Origin of the sequence: Candidatus Stoquefichus massiliensis AP9 (assembly GCF_000455285.1) — a bacterium.
In the GTDB taxonomy this organism is placed as follows: domain Bacteria; phylum Bacillota_I; class Bacilli_A; order Erysipelotrichales; family Coprobacillaceae; genus Stoquefichus; species Stoquefichus massiliensis.
This window is the reverse complement of the sequence record NZ_HG005289.1, coordinates 83,409-103,619: the sequence shown is the minus strand read 5'-3', so window position 1 is coordinate 103,619 and position 20,211 is coordinate 83,409. Positions and strand designations below refer to the sequence as shown.

Here is a 20,211-nt window from a genome sequence, read left to right as displayed (position 1 = left end):
CATGATACAATGTATTTGTTATAATAGTAGAAAGATTTATAAGAATAATAGGAGAACAAAATATGTGTACAAGTATAGTTTCAAATGGAAATAAAACGATTATAGGTTGGAATCTTGATATTTTGGATATGGAATATAAAGTTGTGGCTGAAAATGACAAAGTTTTCATTGCAATCAAAGATAAAACAGAGGGTTGGTTGCCACTATTTGGGGCAAATGCGAGAGGGGATTTCGTAGCTATGCCAACATGTTGGCCATTTGATGAACGAAGTAATCCTATCAATGCAGAATGCCAAAATATTATTATGCTAGATATTGATCTACTTCTTGGTAAAAAAACGTTAGATGAAATTAAAGAAATTGTTGAGTGTGAACCTGTTTTTAGTGTTCCGAATGTCACTTTTCAAGCACAGTTATCAGATTGTCATGGAAATGTTTTACAGATTATTCCAGGTCAAGGGATACAATATTTACCAAAGCCCCATTATTCAGTTTTAACGAATTTCTCTCCATTTAAGAATCATAGTGAGACGCATCCTTGGATGGGTTGGGATAGATATAATACAGCTATAGAAATGCTTGAAAATAAAAATGATAATTTTGATGTTGCTGATTGTTTTGAAATTTTAAAGCAAACAGCACAAACAATATGTCCTACAGTTGTATCAATGGTGTTTGATGTTACAGATAATATGGTCTACTGGTGTGAAAACAGGGAATGGGATAAAATAGAAAAAAAGAAAATAGGTTAATCAAATTTCAGTAGATAATATTCATTATTGAAATCGATTCAATAATTTCATAATAAAAGAACGAAATATGCCACTTTGTGGTGCAGAAGAAAAGTATCTTTTCTCTTTGCATCAAAGGGTATCGAGAATAATTACGAATGAATTGTTTGATTGGTTAAAAAAGGATAGTTTTAAAAATGAGAATTTGAGAGGAAATTGTATATGAATAAGGAATGGTCTGAACTCAATAAAACAATGCAAGCACAAATAAAAAAGAAAAATACTTATAAAATAGGTATTGAGACTTTACTTAGTTTACGAAGGCAGTTAATGCAAACCTTAATATCTTTCAAAGAGGACTTATGCAGAGAAGATTTTAACTCATCCCCTTTCATAAATACAGATGGTTATCATAGTAAGACAATTGCTTATTCTATTTGGCATATTTTTCGCATTGAAGATATAGTTGTACATACAGTAATCAATGAAGATGAACAAGTGTTTTTTGCAGGTAATTATCAAAAGCGTATCAATTCACCTATCATTACAACAGGAAATGAACTCATTAAACAGCAAATTGTAGACTTTTCAAAACAACTCAATCTGGAAGAATTATATACATATATTTTTGAAGTACAGAAAAGTACTGAGAAAATGCTTGAACAGTTATCTTATGATGAATTGAAAAGAAAAATACCAGAAGAAAGAAAAGGATACGTAGAATCATTAAATGTAGTCAATAACAATGAAAATGCAATCTGGCTGATTGATTATTGGTGTCATAAAGATATTCGTGGACTTATTCAAATGCCGCTGTCAAGACATTGGATTATGCATACAGAGGCCTGTTTGCGTATAAAAAATAAGATACATTTATAAGTAGACATTTCAGTTTCTAGTGTTTATTCCATAGAAATAGTGTAAGATTTTTTATTAGGTAATTTTATGATAATGGCGGAGTAGTTGAAGAAAAATGAGATTGTTTTTTGTATGATTGAAGAATTGATGAAGTTTGCTTAAACGATATTGATAGAAATGAAATAATACTTCGATTTTGATAATTAACAATTTCTAGGCTTATTTATCATTTTATAAATAAATCTATTGGTGAGTATTGGTTTGAGTATAAATGTATCTGAAATTGTAAAGTCATATGTTTTAATAATTATATAAGAAATTGCTATTTTTTCCCACCTTATGGATTTTTCTATATGAGTTGTAAATTTGGGAATTGAATGGTTTTTGAAAGAGAATCAATAAAAGGAAAGTCATTAAGACTATTCATCTATCAAAGAAATCTTAATATACTTCAAAAAGTATTATCACTAAGAATGGATGTATTATGTGTTTAATAAATAGTTGTGAATAGAGAAGAGAGAAGTAAACTCAGAATCGATAAAAGATTTGATATGAAATTCTTTTTAAATTGAATAGATGCTTACTGCTCAATTGCTTATTACAATTTCTTTCGTACAGTTCAACAGACACAGTATCAAGGACGCAAAAGACATTGTGTTCCTTTTTTATATTTGGTTGTTTATTTAGGTTTCATAATTTGAGTAAAATAAAAATAAGTAGAAAGAGAGGAATAGTTATTTATATTTTTTATTTAGTATTTTCTAGGGACAAAATTGATTTTGACCTTTACATATATGTTTTCTTTTTAGTATTTTGTGATATGATTAATTTATGAAGATTGATAGGAGGAAATATTGTGCAAACAAATTTGGAAAGAATGAAAAAGGATTTAGAAGTATTAGCCACTTATACTTCAACACCAGGATTTGGTGTCACACGTTCATCATATTCTAAAGAAGATAAGCAAGCAAGAGAATATTTAATAAGAGAAATGGAAAAACTGAATCTTAAAATCTATGAAGATGGAATCTTTACTTTGTTTGGTCGCAGAGAAGGGACAATTACAGATGCACCAGTAGTGATGATTGGCTCTCATTATGATTCAGTAGTGAATGGTGGTGCGTTTGATGGACCTGTTGGGTGTATAGCAGCTTTAGAAGTATTGCGAGTTTTAGAAGAAAATCATTTTATCAATGATTATCCCATTGAACTTATTTTGATGAATGCTGAAGAAGGAGCAACGTTTGGCCAGGGGTCAGGAGTTACAAATTCAAGGGGGATGTTAGGAACATTGACAATGGAAGAGTTAACAATGAAAAAGAACCGTTTTGGACAAACAAAACTGGAAGCTATGAAAGAATATGGATTAGTTCCAAATTTAGAATCTGCAAAAAGAAAACCCGGTTCTATTAAGAATTTTATTGAAGTTCATGTAGAACAAGGACCTATTTTAGAAAATGAAAATAAAGACATAGGATTAGTAGGGTTTGTACCAGGGATTGGTAGATATAAGCTTTGTTTATTTAAAGAGGAGAATAATGATACAAAAACGGCCATCGATTATTTCAATGAACTTTTTAATGAAATGTTAAAAAGTTTAGAAGATAAGATAACAGGAATCATTATTCTCTTGAGTACAGATGATGATAATTGCATAGAATATAAAGTTGAGATTAGAACATTAAATAAAGAAATAATCGAAGAAATTGACTTTAAAAATAAGATCAATGATATGGTTAATATCGTTATTCAAAAGACAGGACTACATATAGAATTAGAAGAAATGGCGAGAATTAATTATCCAAATCCAACACCTCCAAGTATTATGAATAAAGAAAATGTAGAAAAGATGGAGAGAATATGTCATGAACTAGGATATAGCTATATGATCCTTAATGATGGTAGTGGACATGACGCAATGATGATGACAGAGTTTACAGATACCAATATGTTATATGTTCCAAGTGTTGGTGGATTAACACATTGCCCAGAAGAATGGACAGATTATGAAGATATTAAAAAAGGGGCAGATGTACTTTTGCATCTAGTTATGGATATTGCTGTAAATAAAAGATGAAGTGACTTATATATGTAAATTATCGTAGTTGTTGGCTATATCTAAATGAATGAACAATTATTTTATACTTTCCTTAACTGAGATTTATTGGCTAACTTCTCATAAGTATAAATTCTCATAATGGATACATGTAGGGCATTAATTTTACAACTTGTGAAATGCTATTAGAAAAATAAGTAAAAATTTGCATCATTAATGAAAAGGAATGATTTATCATGTCATTTTTTGCACCAATTCCACTCATAAGAAGAAAACATATCTTTAATTGTCTAAGAAAATGTAGTGCTACTTCAAAAGAAATAGCAAAAATATTTTATGATGCAGGGGTTATCAATCCAAATGCGTTTAAAGCAATTACAGAGAAATTAATAAAAAACATGAATTAGGAAAAACGAATGATAATAAATATTATCTTTTATAAACAATATAAATTTCAAATTTGAAAAGTGTGAAAACACTAGTTTGTCTATAATTGAATAGTCCATCCTATAAGCAGTTAGTCAATGATTGACTGCTTTTCTGATAGAGAATGCTTAGTAAAATCTTTAATATACTTTGTTATAATAGAGTTTTTCATAAATATATTCTAATGTTGTGTCTATATGATAAATAGATCATTTATTTTTTATTGATTTTCCCAGTAACTATCAATATTTGAAACTTAGATATTTTTGTTTTACGATTATATATGAGATCAGATTGATCTTTACAATTGGCTAAATAATCTAAACTTTCAGCAAAATAGAAATAATCTTCATCGTAACCTACGATAGACACATAATGTGTGTTATGAGGACTTTCATAAGATTCTTCAACACGAATAAAAACAATGACAGAAGCACCATTAGAAATTTCAAATTTTAGACCATCAATTGTTCCATTGACAATATATTCTACTTGATGATCTAGACTTTTAAAAATTCAGTGATTCTCTCTGGTTTGACACATCCACCTGAAAGTTTGCCAGGAAAAGTTTCAAACAGTTTTAAATCTTCTGCATCTTTACTATAATGACGTAAGAGGTAAGGACGAAAACGCAATACATTCTAAATTAGGCTGATAATCAAAATCGTTTTTTGTATCAATCATATATATTGGTACTATGTCTATCAGTATAAGAATAGAACTGAGAAAGAAAAGGGATAAATGAATCGACATCGAGGGCAACCATCTTAAAGAAAATCTTAGAGAAATGATTCTCAATTAACTGATATCATCATTTATAAAGAACATTTTTAATATATAAAGTTATTAATATCTTTTTTTATTTTATTGATGACAGTTATAATAGATAAAAGATAAACTTTTTGAAAAAGATTTTATATTTAAGGATTTTTTAAGAATTGATTCTTTATAATGACATTGTAAGATAGGAGGAATCAAGATGTTTTGGCAAATATTAAAAAGGGATATGGTGAAACGTAAAGGCGTAAATATTATATTATTCTTATTTATAACACTTTCAACAGTCTTTCTGGCAAGCAGTATCAATAATATTTCTGTTGTCTTCTCGGCAATAGATTATTATATGGATTTTGCAAATGTTCCAGAAATCAGTATGATTATGAATTCTGATAAAGATAATGATAAAATTCAGTTTTATTTGGATAAACAAAAGGAAAAGGGGATTATTGAAGATTATGATTATGATCATTTAATTGAAATTTCTGATCAATCAGTAATCGTTCATCAGAATAATGAAGAGAAAAAACTTGAACAAGAAAGTACAGGTATGTATCTTTCAACAATGGATGCAAATTATTGTAAAGTGTTTGATACTGATGGAAATGAATTAACGCTTAATGACGAAGAAATTGCTCTTTCTGTTTCTATGATGAAAAATGCTCAATTAAATGTGGGAGACAAACTGACAATTCAAAATGGTGGTGTTAAAAAAACATTGACTATTAAAACAGCAGTAAAAGATGCTGCTTATGGAAATGAAATGGTAGGGATGACTCGATTTATGATGAGTCATAAGAACTTTCTGGAATATCAGAAAAACGCTCAACAATTAGGTGTGTATTATATATCTACATCTAATCAGCACTTTTTGCAGGATTTTAATAATCAAGGATTCGAAGGTGTTATGAATACAGTCACATTGGATACATATCAGTTAATTTATTCTTTTGATATGATCATTGCTGGTTTATTGATTTTAATTGGAGTCTGTTTGATATTGATTGCATTGCTTGTTTTACGATTTACATTGGTTTTTTCATTAGAAGAACAATATCAGGAAATAGGTATATTAAAAGCTATTGGATTAAGAGATTTTGCGATTAAAAGACTCTATCTTATTAAGTATTTAGCGATTGTTATTGTTGGAGCAACACTAGGGGCATTAATGAGTATCCCTATTAGTCAAATGATGATTGATGGTGTCAGTCAAAATATGATTATGAACAATCATCAATTAAATGTTTTATTAAATATAGTATGTGCATTCATTATTATTGTTTTGGTTTTAATATTCTGTTATTTCTGTACAAGAAAACTGAATAAGGTGTCCGCTATTACAGCCATACATGGTGGATATACAGGTGAGAGATATTCTAAAAATAGCGGTATTCGTTTATCGCGTAGTCAACATCTTTCTGTTCCATTTTATTTGGGATTGAATGATATTATGACACATATATCTCGTTATATCGTTTTGATGGTGACTTTTTGTATTAGTTTTATTTTAATGACAATTCCACTCAATACAATTCATACAATGAACAGCCCTGAAATGAGTAAAAAATTTGCATTAAATCCTGAGAGTTCTGTTTATGTACGTAAGATAGAAGGAAAGAACGGAACTTATCATCATACGAAGGAATTAATGAATGGCGTTGAATATTTACAGAAAGAAATGAATGAAAAAGGTTACTCAGCCAAGATGACAGTTCTACCTATTTATTTTCTCAGTTATAATCATGAAGATACCAATCAGAAAAACACTATTATGAGTTTGCAAATCTTAGGTCCATCAGATTCCTATCTAGAATACGATGAAGGTGATGCACCATTGTTAGAAAATGAAATAGCTTTTTCAAAAGATATCATGAAAGCCAATGATTGGGTGATTGGAGAGCAAGTTATTTTAAATCTGAGCGGACAAAAGAAAAAGATGATGATTACTGGGACTTATACTGATTATATGCAAATTGGACAAAGTGCTCGTTTAAATCCTCAGATTGACTGTAGTCAGGAAATTTTATTTGATTATTGGGCTATTATGGTTGATTTAGATACTGATAAATCACAACAGGAAGTTGCAAAAATAATGCAAAATCTCTTTCCGGAATATGAATGGAAAACGGCTCAAGAACTGGTGGATCAAAATGTAGGTGGTATTCAGGAAATTTTATCATCGTTGCTTATACCAATGACAGTAATGTTATGTGCTGTGATTATGCTGATTACATTATTGATGGAAAAATTATTTATTACGCGAGAAAAAGGTGAAATAGCAATGATGAAAAGTATTGGTTTCAAGCAAGTCAGCATACGTCATTGGCAGATCATGCGAATGAGTTTGGTTGTCATTGTTTCTATGATGATTTCGATACCATTATCATTATTGACAAATCATTTCATGCTACGGCCAATATTTGCAATTATGGGGGCTGAATTAACAATTCAGGTAGATCCATTGCAAGCCTATCTGATTTATCCAGGTATCTTGCTGATTGGAATTATCGTTGCAACTGCTATAGCAACACGTAGTGCAAAAAATATTAATATTCGTGAAATGAATAATTTAGAATAGGAGATCAATGAATATGGACAGTTTAAGAGTATCAAATTTATGTAAAACATATATTGTGAATAAGCGTCAAAACAATGTTTTAAGAAATGTGGATTTAGAAATAAAAGCAGGAGAAATGGTTGCTATTATGGGACCATCAGGGTCTGGAAAAACAACTTTATTATATACTGTTAGTGGAATGGATGATGCAACTGCAGGCAAAGTGAATTTCTTTGGCAAAGAGTTAACAGAGTTAAAACCTAATGAAATGAGTGATTTACGATTACAAGAGATGGGATTTGTTTTTCAGCAGATGTATATGCTGAAAAATTTATCAATCTATGATAATATTATCTTACCAGCATATCAGGCTAATAATAAATGTAAACGTAAAGATATTCAGGAACGTGCAAAAGTATTAATGCAAAAATTAGGTATTAATGATGTTTCTGATAATGGTGTTACAGAAGTATCTGGCGGTCAATTACAACGTGCCTGTATTTGTAGAAGCTTGATTAATCAGCCTAAGATTATCTTTGCTGATGAACCCACAGGTGCTTTAAATAAACAAAATTCTATTGAAGTCATGGAAGAATTAACACGTATTAATGCTGAGGGAACAAGCATTATGCTAGTAACACATGATATGCGTGTAGCAAGTAAATGTGAACGTGTTCTGTATATTGAAGATGGGAATATTCGTGATGAGATGACATTAGGAAAATGTCAGTTAACAGATGATATGAGATTGAGAGAAAGACAATTAAATGACTGGTTAATTAAATTGGGGTGGTAAATATGACAGATATCTTATTGGTTGAAGATAATCAAGAACTTGCACAATTGATTCAAACCTTTCTGAAAAAGGAAGGTTTTTCCTGCTATCACGCTTTAACAAGTGAAGATGCTTTAGATTGGTTTGAAAATCATCAAGCACAAGTTATCCTTTTAGATATCATGTTGCCTGGAATGGATGGTTTTGCATTTTGTCAAACAATTCGTACTCATCATCATATACCGATTATTATGATGAGTGCCAGATCAACAAAATCAGATCAGTTGATGGGTTTTGAATTAGGGGCTGATGATTATCTTGAAAAGCCAGTTGATCCTGATATTCTTTGTGCGAAAGTGCGTGCCATCTTAACTCGTACACAGAAAACACAAAAGCGTATACTTATATCTGGAGATATTAAAATGAATACAGATGCAAGACAAGTTTATTTAAAAGATGAAATCCTCAACTTAAGTGTTAAAGAATATGAACTTCTGTTGATTTTTGTACAAAATCCTGGCAAAACATTACATAAGGATTACTTATTTAATGAGATATGGGGAATGGAAAGTATGAGTGAAAACCAAACTTTAACAGTCCATGTGAAGATGCTACGAACTCATATTGAAGAAGATTCTAGACATCCTCAACGTATTCAAACTGTATGGGGAGTTGGTTATCGTTATGAAGAGATATAATTATATTATTGTTTTTTCTATTTTTGTTTATCTTGTTATTGGATTTTTTTCTGGGTATGCCATTTTAAGTATGGAAGAACAGAGAAATTATGGATATCGTGTTGAGAGTCATCGTATTCTTAATCAAATGAAAACGATTGAAGACATTGAACAATTCAAAAAAGATGATTTTGAGTACATTTTAGATATAGATTATTTACATGTACAGACTGATGATCCATCTTCAGTCAAGAATTTTTTTGATGAAAACTATCAAAAACAAATACAAATTATTCCTTTTTATCATGAACAAGAATTACAGGGATATATTAAATTTATATATCAGTTACCACAATTAAATACTCATTACGTTTTTTGGATTTTAGAAGGAAGTTTATTGATTTTAGAAATACTTATTCTTATTGTCCTTTTTGATATGAGAAAAAAATTAATACAGCCATTTCAACGTTTAAGTCATATACCATTACAACTAGCAAAAGGTCATTTTAAGGGTGAAGTTAAAGAAGAAAAAAGTAAATACTTTGGGCAGTTTATGTGGGGAATTGGACAGTTAAAAGATAGTCTAGACATTTCTCAAAAAAGGCAATTAGAATTGTTAAAAGAGAAAAAAGAAATGCTATTGTCTTTATCACATGATATGAAAACACCATTAAATCTTATAAAGTTATACAGTAAAGCTCTAGAAGAAAATATTTACACAGATAAACAAACACAAATACAAGCTATTCATCAGATTGGTGAAAAAGCCTCAGAAATAGAAAACTATGTTGAAGAAATTATTAAATCATCTCGTGAAGATATTCTCAATATTCAGGTAAAGAACGAAGATTTTTATCTTCAAGATTTAATGGAACAGGTATTATCAGTTTATGATGAGCAATGTGCATTATGGCATATAGAACTTATTGTTCATCCTTATGATAATAAAATAGTAAATGGTGATAAAGAGCGTTGTCAGGAAGTCTTTGAAAACTTATTTGAAAATGCTTTTAAATATGGGGATGGGAGACAAATTGAGATATCTTTCTTTGAAGAAGATTATTGTCAGCTCATTCGTATTTTTAATACTGGTACAACTGTTTCTGATACTGAATTTAATCATTTGTTTGATAGTTTCTTTAGAGGAAGCAATAGCCATGGACAAAAAGGCAGTGGATTAGGATTATATATTTGTCGTGAACTGATGCAAAAAATGGATGGAGCAATTTATGCTGAAAAATGTGAAGATGGAATGGCATTTGTTGTTGTAATACGTTAAAACGAACTGTGAGTCAGTTCGTTTTTTCAAATATGAATTGATAAATTTTTGAGATGGTGAATAGATCTGATCTGGTAAATGATCTAAATCAAACCATTTCCATTCATCTTGTTTTTCTGGTTCCATGATTTTAAGTTCTCCCTCATATTGATCTGTTACTATCCATATTGTTACAAAATGTTTATGAGGTTGAATGTCATCAATAGTACCAAAGACTTCCATATGATTAATGTCAAGATTTGTTTCTTCTTTGACTTCTCTTTTTGCACAATCAAAAATTGTTTTGCTTCCTGCTTACCTCCAGGTAAACACCAAATACTAGATTCAAAAATCCCACCTGTATCCTGACCATATATTGCACGATGTCCTAATAATATGCGACGATTTTTAACAATCATGACACCTAGACCAACTTTAATTATAGATTCCATTTTTATTTCTTTACACCATTGTTTTTTATATAGTGTACATTTTTAATAATCCAACCTGACTTCCATCTATTCTTACTTATATACCATTGTTCTAAATAATATTTCCAAGATCATGTGATAGACTATGATTCATCAAATAATTCCTGCAGTTGAATATCCAAAATATCACACAAAGGTACAAACAAAGAAGCGTCAGGTAAACAGATTCCACATTCCCATTTTGATACAGATTTATAAGTGACACCAAACATATCTCCTACCTCACTTCAAATATATCATTTCTTTGGAATAATGTGTACCAATCAGACGTAGAATTGTGTGTTTTTATGATAAAATGTACCAATGAAATCGGAAATGATATATTAAAATTTATTATAAGAATTTATATGGCAAATTTAAATAAATATATTTTTCATAAATTGAAATTCAATATGAAATATTGTAAATAGATTTATAATCTGTATAATAAAAAAACATGGGAAGGGGAATTATGTTATGAAAAAAGATATGACATCAGGAAGTCCATGGAAATTGATTTTAGCTTTTGGAATTCCTTTAGTTATTGGGAATATATTTCAACAGTTTTATAATATGGTTGATAGTATTATTGTTGGAAAATATGTTGGCAAAGCTGCTTTAGCAGCTGTAGGATCAACAGGCTCATTGAATTTTATGATTATTGGTTTTGGAATAGGAATATGTAGTGGATTTGGAATTCCTATTGCTCAAAGTTTTGGTGGTAAGAAAATAAAACAAATGAAAGAATATATTGTAAATTCTTTTTATTTATGTGCAGTGATAACAGTTGTTATGACAATAGTGATGGTATTCACATTGCCAACTATTTTAACTTGGATGCAAACACCAGCTGATATTTATGATCAGGCTTATGGATATATTGTTGTTATTTTTATTGGTTTGTTTGCGACAATGATTTATAATATGTTATCAAGTATATTACGTGCTATTGGTGATTCTAAAACGCCATTGTATTTCTTAATTTTATCATCAGTTATTAATATCATATTAGATCTCATCTTTATTACTCAATTCAAAATGGGAGCACCTGGTGCTGCTTATGCAACAGTCATTGCTCAATTTATATCAGGAATATCATGTTATGTGTATATGAAGAAAAAAACAGATATCTTAACATTTGAACATGATGAGAGGACATTTCAAAAACATTTATGTGTAAAATTATTGCAGATGGGACTACCTATGGCATTGCAGTTTTCCATTACGGCGGTTGGAAGTGTTGTGATTCAATCAGCAGTGAATACACTGGGATCAGATGTTGTGGCAGCTGTAACTGCGGCTATGAAGATATCTATTATGTTAACACAGCCATTAGAAACTTTAGGATTAACAATGGCGACATATGGTGGACAAAATCTTGGTGCAAATCAGATTGAGCGTATTTTCAAGGGTGTGAAAGTGAGTTATCTCATTGGTGCTATTTATTGTGTGATGGCTTTTGTTTTTGTCTATTTGACATCAGATTATTTATCCTTATTGTTCATTGATGCACGTGAGATAGTGATTATTGGTGAGATAAAGCAGTATTTAATTGCCAATTCTATTTGCTATTATATATTGAGTATTTTGTTTATATTACGTAATTTATTACAAGGTTTGGGTTATAGTTTTTTAGCAATGTTTGGTGGGGTTGCAGAAATGATTGCACGTTGTATTGTGGCATTTTGTTTTGTTGGAACACTTGGATTTAATGCTATTTGTATAGCTAATCCATTAGCTTGGATATTTGCTGATATTGTTTTTATTGGTGGGTGGTTTTATAAACGTAAAGAATTAAAATTACAAATGCAAATGCAGACAATGAATATTCAAAAATGATATCCATTGTTCTCTTTATGGAGACGTGGTAAAATAAAAGTAGAATATGGGGGATTGTATGAAGAAGATAGTCATTGGAATTTTGGCACATGTTGATGCTGGAAAAACAACTTTATCAGAAAGTTTGCTCTATTTATCTGGGAGTATTCGTAAACTAGGAAGAGTTGATCATCAGAATGCATTTTTAGATTATAATCACCAAGAACGTGATAGAGGAATTACTATTTTTTCTAAACAAGCTATTTTTGATTGGAAAGATGTTCAAATCACACTCATTGATACACCTGGTCACGCTGATTTCTCAGCGGAAATGGAAAGAACATTACAAATTTTGGATTATGCAATACTTGTTATTAATGGGTTAGATGGCGTTCAGCCCCACACTGAAACAATCTGGCGATTGCTTGAACATTATCAAGTTCCTACATTTATCTTTATGAATAAAATGGATATGACTTCATATTCAAAGTCAGAACTTATCTTAAATGTACAACAGCAATTGGATAATCATTGTCTTGATTTTACCCAGCAAAATGATGAGTTTTATGAAAATATAGCATTAATTGATGAAAACATGTTAGATGAATATCTCACAACACAAACAATATCAATTCAAAATATAAAAAATATGATAGAAACAAGACAAGTCTTCCCTCTATTTTTTGGTTCAGCTTTAAAACTCAATGGGGTAGAAGAATTTATGGATGCCCTGTTGCTCTATACAAATGAAAAGAAATACTCTCATGATTTTGGAGCAATTGTTTATAAAGTGACATATGAAGAAAATGTTAGACTTACGCATATCAAGATAACTGGTGGAAAACTACTGGCTAAGAGTAAACTAAGTGATGATGAAAAAATTGATCAAGTCAGAAGATATACTGGTCAAAAATATGAAATGATTAATGAAGCATATGCTGGTGATATTGTTGCTTTGAAAGGACTGAAAAACATACAGCCAGGTACTGGTTTAGGTTTTGAATCAACGTCTCATCAGCCTGTTCTTTCATCGTATATGAACTATCGTATTGTTTTACCAGCCAATTGTGATCAACATCAGATGTTAAAGAACTTACAATTATTGTCAGATGAAGATCCATCGTTACATGTCACTTATCATTCTCAGTCAGATGAAATAAGAGTACAGTTGATGGGAGAAATCCAAATAGAAATTCTTAAAAATATGATTCAGGAAAGATTTCATGTCAATGTAGATTTTGATCAAGGACAGATTTTATATAAAGAAACAATTCTGAATACTGTAGAAGGTGTTGGACATTTTGAACCATTACGCCATTATGCAGAAGTTCATTTATTACTGGAACCATTAGAAGTAGGGAGTGGGTTGCAATTTGCTACAGAATGTTCAGAAGATATCTTGAGTCGTTCTTTCCAAAGATTAATTTTATCTCATTTACAAGAAAAAGAACATAGTGGTGTTTTAATAGGAGCACCTATTACAGATATGAAAATAACATTATTGATAGGCAAAGCCCATCAAAAACATAGTGAAGGTGGAGATTTTAGAGAGGCAACTTATCGAGCTGTTCGACAAGGTTTGAAAATGGCAGAATCCATTATTCTTGAACCTTATTATCAATTTTATTTAGAAATACCTAGTGATTGTTTAAGTAGAGCTCTCTATGATCTTGAAGAAAAACATGGAACTTTTCAAATCCCTGATGTCATTGAAGATACTGTTATTATTGAGGGACAGGCACCAGTGTCGTGCTTGCAAGATTATCAGCAAGAAGTGATTTCTTACACAAAAGGAAAAGGACGATTGATATGCGCTTTAAGTGGATATCAGCCATGTCATAATCAAGAAGAAGTGATTCTTCAATTTAATTATGATAGTGAAGCAGATATCCATCATCCTACAGGTTCTATTTTCTGTGCTCATGGAGCTGGATTTTATGTGAATTGGCAAGAAGTACGAGATTATATGCATGTTCATAGTGGCTGGACACCTGAAAAGAAGAACCAGCCATCACCACAGCGAAGCACATCTTATCAATCATCTGATAAAGAACTAGATGCAATTTTTGAAAATACATACGGACCAGTGAAACGGAGATTAGCAGATGATTATTATTGTAAGGAGCCACTGGCTGAATCAATGCGTGTACAGGTAAAACCTGAATGCATACTAGTAGATGGCTATAATGTCATTCACTCATGGTCTGAACTTAAAGAATTAGCCAATATGAATTTAGGTGCTGCAAGAGATAAACTGGTTGATATTTTAAGTAACTATCAGGGCTATCGACAATGTCTGATGATTATTGTATTCGATGCTTACAAAGTGAAAGAAAATCAGGGAACATTACAACAAAATCATGATATTTATATTGTTTATACAAAAGAAGCACAGACAGCTGATATGTATATAGAAAGAGTAACTCATCATTTAGCACAAGATTATCGCGTGGTTGTTGCGACTTCTGATGCGCTTGAACAAACGATTGTTATTGGAAGAGGAGCACAACGCATATCATCACGAGAATTAAAGTTGGAAGTTGAGTCTTTAGGAAAAGAGCGTTTTGATGAATTTCAAAGAAAACAAGAAAAAAGTCGCAATTATTTATTAGAGGATATTCAAGATTGGAATGAAAAGGAGTAATGGCTTATGGCAAGAAGAGTTATTAGAGATGCATTTGTTCGTATTATTGAAAATCAGTTGGATAATGAACTATCTCCAGCAACAAGCTTACATTATCAAAAATTATTAGATCTCGATTTAAGTGAAGAAAGTTCAAAAGAATCATTGGCTTATTTTTATGAAGTTTATCTCAGGCAAAATCCACAGCATAGTGAGGGATTTAAAGAAGAAGATTGGTTATCATTTTTAAATCAAGTTCCTATCCATACCCATTTTGGTGAATATTCATTTACAACAGTAGAAGCAAAGAAAAATATTCGTCAAATTCAAAAACGTTTTGGGTCATTAAAGAAAAATACCAGACTCTTTGAAAAAGAATTGTTTTCTATTGAAAGTTATCTTGTTGTTTTAAATGCAGCATTTCAGACTTCTAGTTTAGATGTTCAAAAAGTTATTCATATTGTTATAAATCGACTTTTAGATTTAGAAACACATGATACAAGCGATTATAGTGGTTATGCAAGTGAAGATCTATTATATATGGCAGATGGGTTAGAAGAGATTTGTAATCCTTTTATAAACCAAGAAATTGAGAAAATATTAAAACCTTATGTCAATATTCATGATGACATGAATTATGAATATATTTTCAAAAATGTATTGATCTGTTTAACAAGGATTCTTGATAGTATTTCTTTTTGGGATAAAGAGTTTGGTAAAGATGGTTATTTTAGGTATATACAGCAATTTATTAATGCTGACCAAATTATAAATCATGGTCCAATCATATTTTTTAATGATCAAACTTTACAAAAAGATATCAATAATCTATAAATATTATATCGTAAAAGGGTCATTAAATAATTGGGGATTACTCCCAATTATTTGACGACCCTTTATCTGCTTCAAAATAGTAATATCATGTCTGTCTATTAGGCTTCGTAATTATTCTACAGACTTTTGGATATTTAATTAAGTCAGTCTTATATATGTAAGCAAATAAAAATTATTATTTGCTTACGAAATTGTTTTATTATTTATATTAATGACAAATAAATTAAGGACTTTCAAAAATGTTTCTATACATTGGAATTAAATTTTTATTGACAGCACTTTCAATAACTGAGTACTCATTATCCAATTTAGTAAAACTTCCTTTTTGTGATATAAATGATATCCTTCTTTTGTTAAATGTAAACAATGTATGTAGATCCCACATATTGTTTAACTAAACTTTTTATTTTAGAAATACATTGAATTAATATGAAATGTATATATGTTATTTTTTTGTTAATTATAATTCTTTTAGCTTTTTGAAATTTATTATCTATTGCAAACATATTAATTCATATTGCTGAACCATTTTGGATGAATCCATTTTCACTATCTTCAAGTACTGAATCTGCATATAAAGAAAGGAAACCAATTGTTTTAGAAGATATTTCATCTATCATAATAAAGGTAGTTGTGATTTCACAACAGATTCCATCCATTTGAAGATAATTATTAATTTTCAAATTGCTACAATTAAAACCTTCTATATATTTTTTTGTTTCTTTAGTTAAACGTGTTATTTTTAAATCTAAGTCATCTAATAATTCAATATTCATTTAGTCTACTTATTTCTTTATAAAATGAAAAGTATATGTTCCTGGTTCTTCTTGAAGAGTAATTAATTCAATAGCTTTTCAAATTTTTTTGTACCTGAAGTTTCAGACATCTTCTTCAGTTTTGCTTCAGCAGGAAGTATAAAAAGTTTATTATTTGGTTGTGCATAAATCATATTTTTTCTACCTTCTTTCTTTTTGTTTTCTATAAGAGCATCACCTCAATAATTATATTAATAACTTTGAAGTCGTATGCTTCTCATCACAATAATCATATTATGGTATGGGAAATAGTCAATTATTTACAGTTAATAGAAATATCAACCATGAATCAAATATGATAATGTACTTTATGTACCAAAGTTAAAAATGTCCACATTATTAATAGATTATGTTATTTGAACCTCTTTAATAAAAGAGATGTTCCTATGAGAAAGGTAAACTTAAGAATGAATGCACTGTTCATTATCGAAGGTCTAAAAGATGTTTTCAATTTTCATATCAAAGATCAATTTTAAGCAATTTACAAGAAAAATGACATCTTACTATATTGACAAGTATGCCTATTACAGATATGAAAGAACCATTTTAACATGTTTCAACGTTTAAACAATGGCATTGTAGATAAATGATGAATATGATATAATGTTGTCGCTTTTGTAAAGCATAATTGGAAATAATTGTTATTGTTTTTCGCTGCAACTACGACACTATTTGATGTGGAGAAGGTGAGTAAAACATAGAATTATTTCTGAGTTATATACATATGAAGGGAGATAGAAATGGGACATAAGAGAAAAATATTAAGTTTATTTGTTGTTGTCACAATGATGTTTTCTTTAATAGCATGTACGCCAAAAACATCAACACAATCAACGCAAATAGAACTTACTGATCAGGCAAAAAGGCTAGTCACCTTAAAACAACCTGCTCAAAAGATTGTGAGTTGCTATTATATTACAACATATGCCACATTATCTTTAGGAATAAGTGATAGACTTGTGGGTATTGAAAAAAAGGCTGAATCACGTCCTATTTACCAAATGGCAAATCAAAAACTTTTAAATTTAAAGCAGGTAGGAAGTTTAAAAGAATTAAATATTGAAGCTATTGCTGAATTAAAGCCTGATTTAGTATTGATGCCATTGAAGTTAAAAGAAAAAGCACAAATTTTAACTGATCTAGGTATTCCTGTTTTGGTTGTCAATCCAGAAACCCATGAACAATTAGTAGAAATGTTGTCATTAATAGGAAAGGCATGTGGTGTTGAAGATAAGGCTAAACAACTTAGTGAATATTATCAAACACAAATAGATAAGATGTCAAAAGTGAAAACCAATAGTTTTAAAACTATTTATATGGGGGCTAATTCATCTTATTTAGAAACAGCACCAGCATCGATGTATCAAAGTACTTTAATAGAAATGGCTGGAGGAATGAATGTTGCGAAGGATTTAAAGGGAGATTATTGGACAAAAGTTTCTTATGAAACACTTTTGAAAATGAATCCAGATATGTTTATTATCCCAACAGGTGCCAGTTATACCATTCAAGATATTTTCAATGATCCACAGTTAAAAACTTTAAAAGCTGTTCAAACACAATCTGTTTATCAAATGCCCCAAGGTATTGAAGAATGGGATTCACCTATTCCATCTGGTATCCTAGGAACAATGTGGCTACATAGTTTGTTGTATCCAGAGAATTATTCTTTTGATACATTTGAAAAGGATGTCAAAGATTTTTATCAGACTTTTTATGGTTTTGATATTGATCAGAGTTTAATGACAAAATAAATATGAAAAAGAAACATTTAAAATGGATTTATATCGTTCTCTTTCTGTTGATTGTCTGTTGCGGATCGTTATTGATTGGCAGTTATCATCTTTCTTTAGATGAGATATTGCTGTTAATCAGTGGTCAATCAACTGATGTGATGGCACAGCAGGTTTTTTATACATTACGCATGCCTAGAGTACTAATGGGATTGCTTGCTGGTATGGCTTTGGGAGTTGCAGGGGCTGTTTATCAAATGATTTTTTCAAATCCTTTAGCTTCCCCAGATTTAACAGGTGTAGCATCGGGTGCTAGTTTAGGGGCTGCTTTAGCGATTGTGATAGGTGCAGGAAGTGCTTTTGAAATGATAATTGGTTCTTTTGTGATGGGTCTATTGGCATTGCTTTTTGTGATTTTATTAGTGAAGATGACAGGAAGTCAGCATGCAACAACTTATATTCTTGCTGGTATTATTATTTCTGCTTTAGCAGATGCTAGTATTATGATATTTAAATATATATCTGATCCTTTAGGTGAATTGGCAGCCATTGAATTTTGGATAATGGGTAGTTTATCAGCTATCACATTGAATCATATGCTTATTACTTTTTTTAGTATGATGATTCCTCTAGTTTTATTGCTTCTGTGTCATCGTCAAATTGTGATGTTGTCATTGGGTGATGATAATGCTAGATATTTAGGTTTAAATGCTCAAACTTTTCGAATAGCTGTTTTACTTTTAACAACATGGATGGTTGCCACGATTGTTGCAATGACAGGTGTAATCTCTTTTGTTGGATTAATTGCACCTCATATTGCTTATTTGATTTTGAAAAAACGTACTGGTTCTTTTCTTTTGATAAGTGGCTGTATAGGAAGTTTGATTATTTTAGTAGGTGATATGCTCGCCCGTTCCCTCATTCCAGGGGCAGAGTTACCTTTAAGTATCTTAACAATTTTCTTTTCAACACCTGTTTTTATATTTTGGATGATGAAGCAAAGGGGACGTATTCAATGAAACCTATATTAGAAGTAAAAAATATGTCTATATGTTATGAACGTATTGTTGTTGATGATGTGTCATTATCTTTATATCAGAGTGAAGTTGTTGGTTTACTAGGACGTAATGGGTGTGGGAAATCTACATTATTAAAAGGAATTATGGGTGGTTTTCCAAAATGTGAAGGACAAGTTTATGTTTATGAGAAAGATTATTTTGCTATGAATACCAAAACACGCGCACAGTATTTATCTATGCTGACACAACGTTTTGATATCATGGAAGGAATTGACGCTGCTGATATGATTGAATTTGGGTCATATGTTTATTCGTCTTTATGGAGTTACCATAGTCATCAGGAAAAAGTATATGAAATTGCTAATGCATTTCATATTCAGCATCTCTTGCATCATGAGTATACAAAATTGAGTGAAGGTCAAAAGCAATTGGTTCAGCTAGCTCGCCTTACAATGCAAAATACACCTGTATTGCTTTTGGATGAACCTGATAGTGCTTTGGATTTTGATAATCGCCATATGATTTTTCAATGGATTCAAGAAATGATTAAGCATCATCAAAAAACTGGATTAATTGTTTTACATGATCCAGTTGTTGCCTTCATGTATTGTGATCGCATTTTATTAATGGAACAAGGGAGAATCATTAATGAAATTCAACCACAAAAGGAAACATGTGATGAAATCACATTAAAAATGCAATCTCTTTATCCACATCTGATTGTAAAAAAGGATATAGAGACAAATCAATATTATTGTTTAACGAAATAAGAAAGGATACATAT

At 30.4% G+C, this 20,211-nt stretch carries 19 protein-coding genes; 14 read left to right on the top strand and 5 right to left on the bottom strand.

Translation table 11 applies throughout. From position 1 onward, the window contains the following. Positions 1 to 62 precede the first annotated feature (62 nt). The 4 genes from BN350_RS10205 to BN350_RS20645 all read left to right on the top strand — a co-directional run bounded on the left by BN350_RS10205 (position 63) and on the right by BN350_RS20645 (position 4,052). Positions 63 to 752, top strand: coding sequence for a C45 family peptidase (locus BN350_RS10205; RefSeq protein WP_028043505.1), 690 nt, complete (start codon positions 63 to 65; stop codon positions 750 to 752). Positions 753 to 953: 201 nt separating this feature from the next. Continuing rightward, entirely contained in the window at positions 954 to 1,610 is a 657-nt protein-coding gene (locus BN350_RS10195) for a hypothetical protein (RefSeq protein ID WP_028043504.1), read from the top strand. Between the two features lie 835 nt (positions 1,611 to 2,445). After that, positions 2,446 to 3,666, top strand: a complete 1,221-nt coding sequence (locus BN350_RS10190; protein ID WP_028043503.1) for a M20/M25/M40 family metallo-hydrolase — start codon at positions 2,446 to 2,448, stop codon at positions 3,664 to 3,666. A gap of 215 nt (positions 3,667 to 3,881) precedes the next feature. After that, complete coding sequence (locus tag BN350_RS20645) at positions 3,882 to 4,052, top strand: hypothetical protein (RefSeq protein ID WP_155849102.1); 171 nt, start codon at positions 3,882 to 3,884, stop codon at positions 4,050 to 4,052. A gap of 232 nt (positions 4,053 to 4,284) precedes the next feature. Here the strand turns inward: BN350_RS20645 and BN350_RS21350 are convergent, their stop codons facing one another. Further along, positions 4,285 to 4,554, bottom strand: coding sequence for a C39 family peptidase (locus BN350_RS21350; protein ID WP_261797186.1), 270 nt, complete (start codon positions 4,552 to 4,554; stop codon positions 4,285 to 4,287). Between the two features lie 496 nt (positions 4,555 to 5,050). On the opposite strand from BN350_RS21350, the gene BN350_RS10180 reads away from it, so the two are divergent. Genes BN350_RS10180 through BN350_RS10165 form a run of 4 tightly spaced genes read left to right on the top strand, consistent with a single transcriptional unit; the run spans position 5,051 to position 10,136 of the window. Then, entirely contained in the window at positions 5,051 to 7,426 is a 2,376-nt protein-coding gene (locus tag BN350_RS10180; protein ID WP_028043502.1) for an ABC transporter permease, read from the top strand. A gap of 13 nt (positions 7,427 to 7,439) precedes the next feature. Beyond that, positions 7,440 to 8,201, top strand: coding sequence for an ABC transporter ATP-binding protein (locus BN350_RS10175; protein ID WP_028043501.1), 762 nt, complete (start codon positions 7,440 to 7,442; stop codon positions 8,199 to 8,201). A gap of 2 nt (positions 8,202 to 8,203) precedes the next feature. Then, positions 8,204 to 8,878 (top strand): response regulator transcription factor, encoded by a 675-nt coding sequence (locus BN350_RS10170; protein WP_028043500.1) that lies wholly within the window; start codon positions 8,204 to 8,206, stop codon positions 8,876 to 8,878. Continuing rightward, positions 8,865 to 10,136, top strand: a complete 1,272-nt coding sequence (locus BN350_RS10165; RefSeq protein ID WP_028043499.1) for a sensor histidine kinase — start codon at positions 8,865 to 8,867, stop codon at positions 10,134 to 10,136. Before BN350_RS10170 ends, BN350_RS10165 begins: the two co-directional genes overlap by 14 nt. On the opposite strand, the gene BN350_RS21345 is transcribed toward BN350_RS10165, so the two are convergent. The 3 genes from BN350_RS21345 to BN350_RS20975 form a co-directional block, all read right to left on the bottom strand. After that, entirely contained in the window at positions 10,041 to 10,358 is a 318-nt protein-coding gene (locus BN350_RS21345) for an NUDIX hydrolase (protein WP_231385266.1), read from the bottom strand. The two genes, BN350_RS10165 and BN350_RS21345, sit on opposite strands and share 96 nt — an antisense overlap. Beyond that, positions 10,307 to 10,567, bottom strand: a complete 261-nt coding sequence (locus tag BN350_RS21340) for an NUDIX hydrolase (RefSeq protein ID WP_231385265.1) — start codon at positions 10,565 to 10,567, stop codon at positions 10,307 to 10,309. The genes BN350_RS21345 and BN350_RS21340 overlap by 52 nt, the downstream gene beginning before the upstream one ends. Positions 10,568 to 10,689: 122 nt before the next feature. Next, positions 10,690 to 10,818 carry a helix-turn-helix domain-containing protein gene (locus BN350_RS20975; protein WP_147573571.1) on the bottom strand — a complete coding sequence of 43 codons (129 nt, stop codon included), beginning with the start codon at positions 10,816 to 10,818 and terminating at the stop codon, positions 10,690 to 10,692. A 244-nt stretch (positions 10,819 to 11,062) separates the two neighbouring features. Here BN350_RS20975 and BN350_RS10150 point away from each other — a divergent pair, with 244 nt between their 5' ends. Genes BN350_RS10150 through BN350_RS10140 form a run of 3 tightly spaced genes read left to right on the top strand, consistent with a single transcriptional unit; the run spans position 11,063 to position 15,860 of the window. Beyond that, the gene (locus BN350_RS10150; protein WP_028043498.1) at positions 11,063 to 12,424 is read left to right on the top strand and encodes an MATE family efflux transporter; all 1,362 of its coding nucleotides are present in this window, start codon (positions 11,063 to 11,065) and stop codon (positions 12,422 to 12,424) included. Between the two features lie 58 nt (positions 12,425 to 12,482). Beyond that, positions 12,483 to 15,047 carry a translation factor GTPase family protein gene (locus tag BN350_RS10145; protein WP_028043497.1) on the top strand — a complete coding sequence of 855 codons (2,565 nt, stop codon included), beginning with the start codon at positions 12,483 to 12,485 and terminating at the stop codon, positions 15,045 to 15,047. Positions 15,048 to 15,053: 6 nt separating this feature from the next. Then, a complete protein-coding gene (locus tag BN350_RS10140; RefSeq protein ID WP_028043496.1) occupies positions 15,054 to 15,860 on the top strand; it encodes a hypothetical protein in 807 nt (268 codons plus the stop codon). 512 nt (positions 15,861 to 16,372) lie between these two features. On the opposite strand, the gene BN350_RS10135 is transcribed toward BN350_RS10140, so the two are convergent. Continuing rightward, entirely contained in the window at positions 16,373 to 16,636 is a 264-nt protein-coding gene (locus BN350_RS10135; protein WP_028043495.1) for a hypothetical protein, read from the bottom strand. 779 nt (positions 16,637 to 17,415) lie between these two features. Between BN350_RS10135 and BN350_RS10120 the strand changes: the two genes are divergently transcribed. From BN350_RS10120 to BN350_RS10110, 3 genes are read left to right on the top strand one after another with little or no spacing between them, the layout of a single operon-like run. Further along, positions 17,416 to 18,429 carry an ABC transporter substrate-binding protein gene (locus tag BN350_RS10120; RefSeq protein WP_028043494.1) on the top strand — a complete coding sequence of 338 codons (1,014 nt, stop codon included), beginning with the start codon at positions 17,416 to 17,418 and terminating at the stop codon, positions 18,427 to 18,429. 2 nt (positions 18,430 to 18,431) lie between these two features. Continuing rightward, complete coding sequence (locus BN350_RS10115; RefSeq protein WP_044600260.1) at positions 18,432 to 19,427, top strand: FecCD family ABC transporter permease; 996 nt, start codon at positions 18,432 to 18,434, stop codon at positions 19,425 to 19,427. Then, on the top strand, positions 19,424 to 20,197 hold the full coding sequence (locus BN350_RS10110) for an ABC transporter ATP-binding protein (protein ID WP_028043492.1): 774 nt from the start codon (positions 19,424 to 19,426) through the stop codon (positions 20,195 to 20,197). Before BN350_RS10115 ends, BN350_RS10110 begins: the two co-directional genes overlap by 4 nt. Positions 20,198 to 20,211 lie beyond the last annotated feature (14 nt).

What these genes read in the sequence shown, in the direction of transcription:
- BN350_RS10205 (WP_028043505.1), top strand. Translation starts at nt 63, where the DNA reads ATGTGTACAAGTATAGTTTCAAATGGAAATAAAACGATTATAGGTTGG.
- BN350_RS10195 (WP_028043504.1), top strand. Translation starts at nt 954, where the DNA reads ATGAATAAGGAATGGTCTGAACTCAATAAAACAATGCAAGCACAAATA.
- BN350_RS20645 (WP_155849102.1), top strand. Translation starts at nt 3,882, where the DNA reads ATGTCATTTTTTGCACCAATTCCACTCATAAGAAGAAAACATATCTTT.
- BN350_RS10180 (WP_028043502.1), top strand. Translation starts at nt 5,051, where the DNA reads ATGTTTTGGCAAATATTAAAAAGGGATATGGTGAAACGTAAAGGCGTA.
- BN350_RS10175 (WP_028043501.1), top strand. Translation starts at nt 7,440, where the DNA reads ATGGACAGTTTAAGAGTATCAAATTTATGTAAAACATATATTGTGAAT.
- BN350_RS10170 (WP_028043500.1), top strand. Translation starts at nt 8,204, where the DNA reads ATGACAGATATCTTATTGGTTGAAGATAATCAAGAACTTGCACAATTG.
- BN350_RS10165 (WP_028043499.1), top strand. Translation starts at nt 8,865, where the DNA reads ATGAAGAGATATAATTATATTATTGTTTTTTCTATTTTTGTTTATCTT.
- BN350_RS21345 (WP_231385266.1), bottom strand. Translation starts at nt 10,358, where the DNA reads ATGGAAGTCTTTGGTACTATTGATGACATTCAACCTCATAAACATTTT.
- BN350_RS21340 (WP_231385265.1), bottom strand. Translation starts at nt 10,567, where the DNA reads ATGGAATCTATAATTAAAGTTGGTCTAGGTGTCATGATTGTTAAAAAT.
- BN350_RS20975 (WP_147573571.1), bottom strand. Translation starts at nt 10,818, where the DNA reads ATGTTTGGTGTCACTTATAAATCTGTATCAAAATGGGAATGTGGAATC.
- BN350_RS10150 (WP_028043498.1), top strand. Translation starts at nt 11,063, where the DNA reads ATGAAAAAAGATATGACATCAGGAAGTCCATGGAAATTGATTTTAGCT.
- BN350_RS10145 (WP_028043497.1), top strand. Translation starts at nt 12,483, where the DNA reads ATGAAGAAGATAGTCATTGGAATTTTGGCACATGTTGATGCTGGAAAA.
- BN350_RS10140 (WP_028043496.1), top strand. Translation starts at nt 15,054, where the DNA reads ATGGCAAGAAGAGTTATTAGAGATGCATTTGTTCGTATTATTGAAAAT.
- BN350_RS10135 (WP_028043495.1), bottom strand. Translation starts at nt 16,636, where the DNA reads ATGAATATTGAATTATTAGATGACTTAGATTTAAAAATAACACGTTTA.
- BN350_RS10120 (WP_028043494.1), top strand. Translation starts at nt 17,416, where the DNA reads ATGGGACATAAGAGAAAAATATTAAGTTTATTTGTTGTTGTCACAATG.
- BN350_RS10115 (WP_044600260.1), top strand. Translation starts at nt 18,432, where the DNA reads ATGAAAAAGAAACATTTAAAATGGATTTATATCGTTCTCTTTCTGTTG.
- BN350_RS10110 (WP_028043492.1), top strand. Translation starts at nt 19,424, where the DNA reads ATGAAACCTATATTAGAAGTAAAAAATATGTCTATATGTTATGAACGT.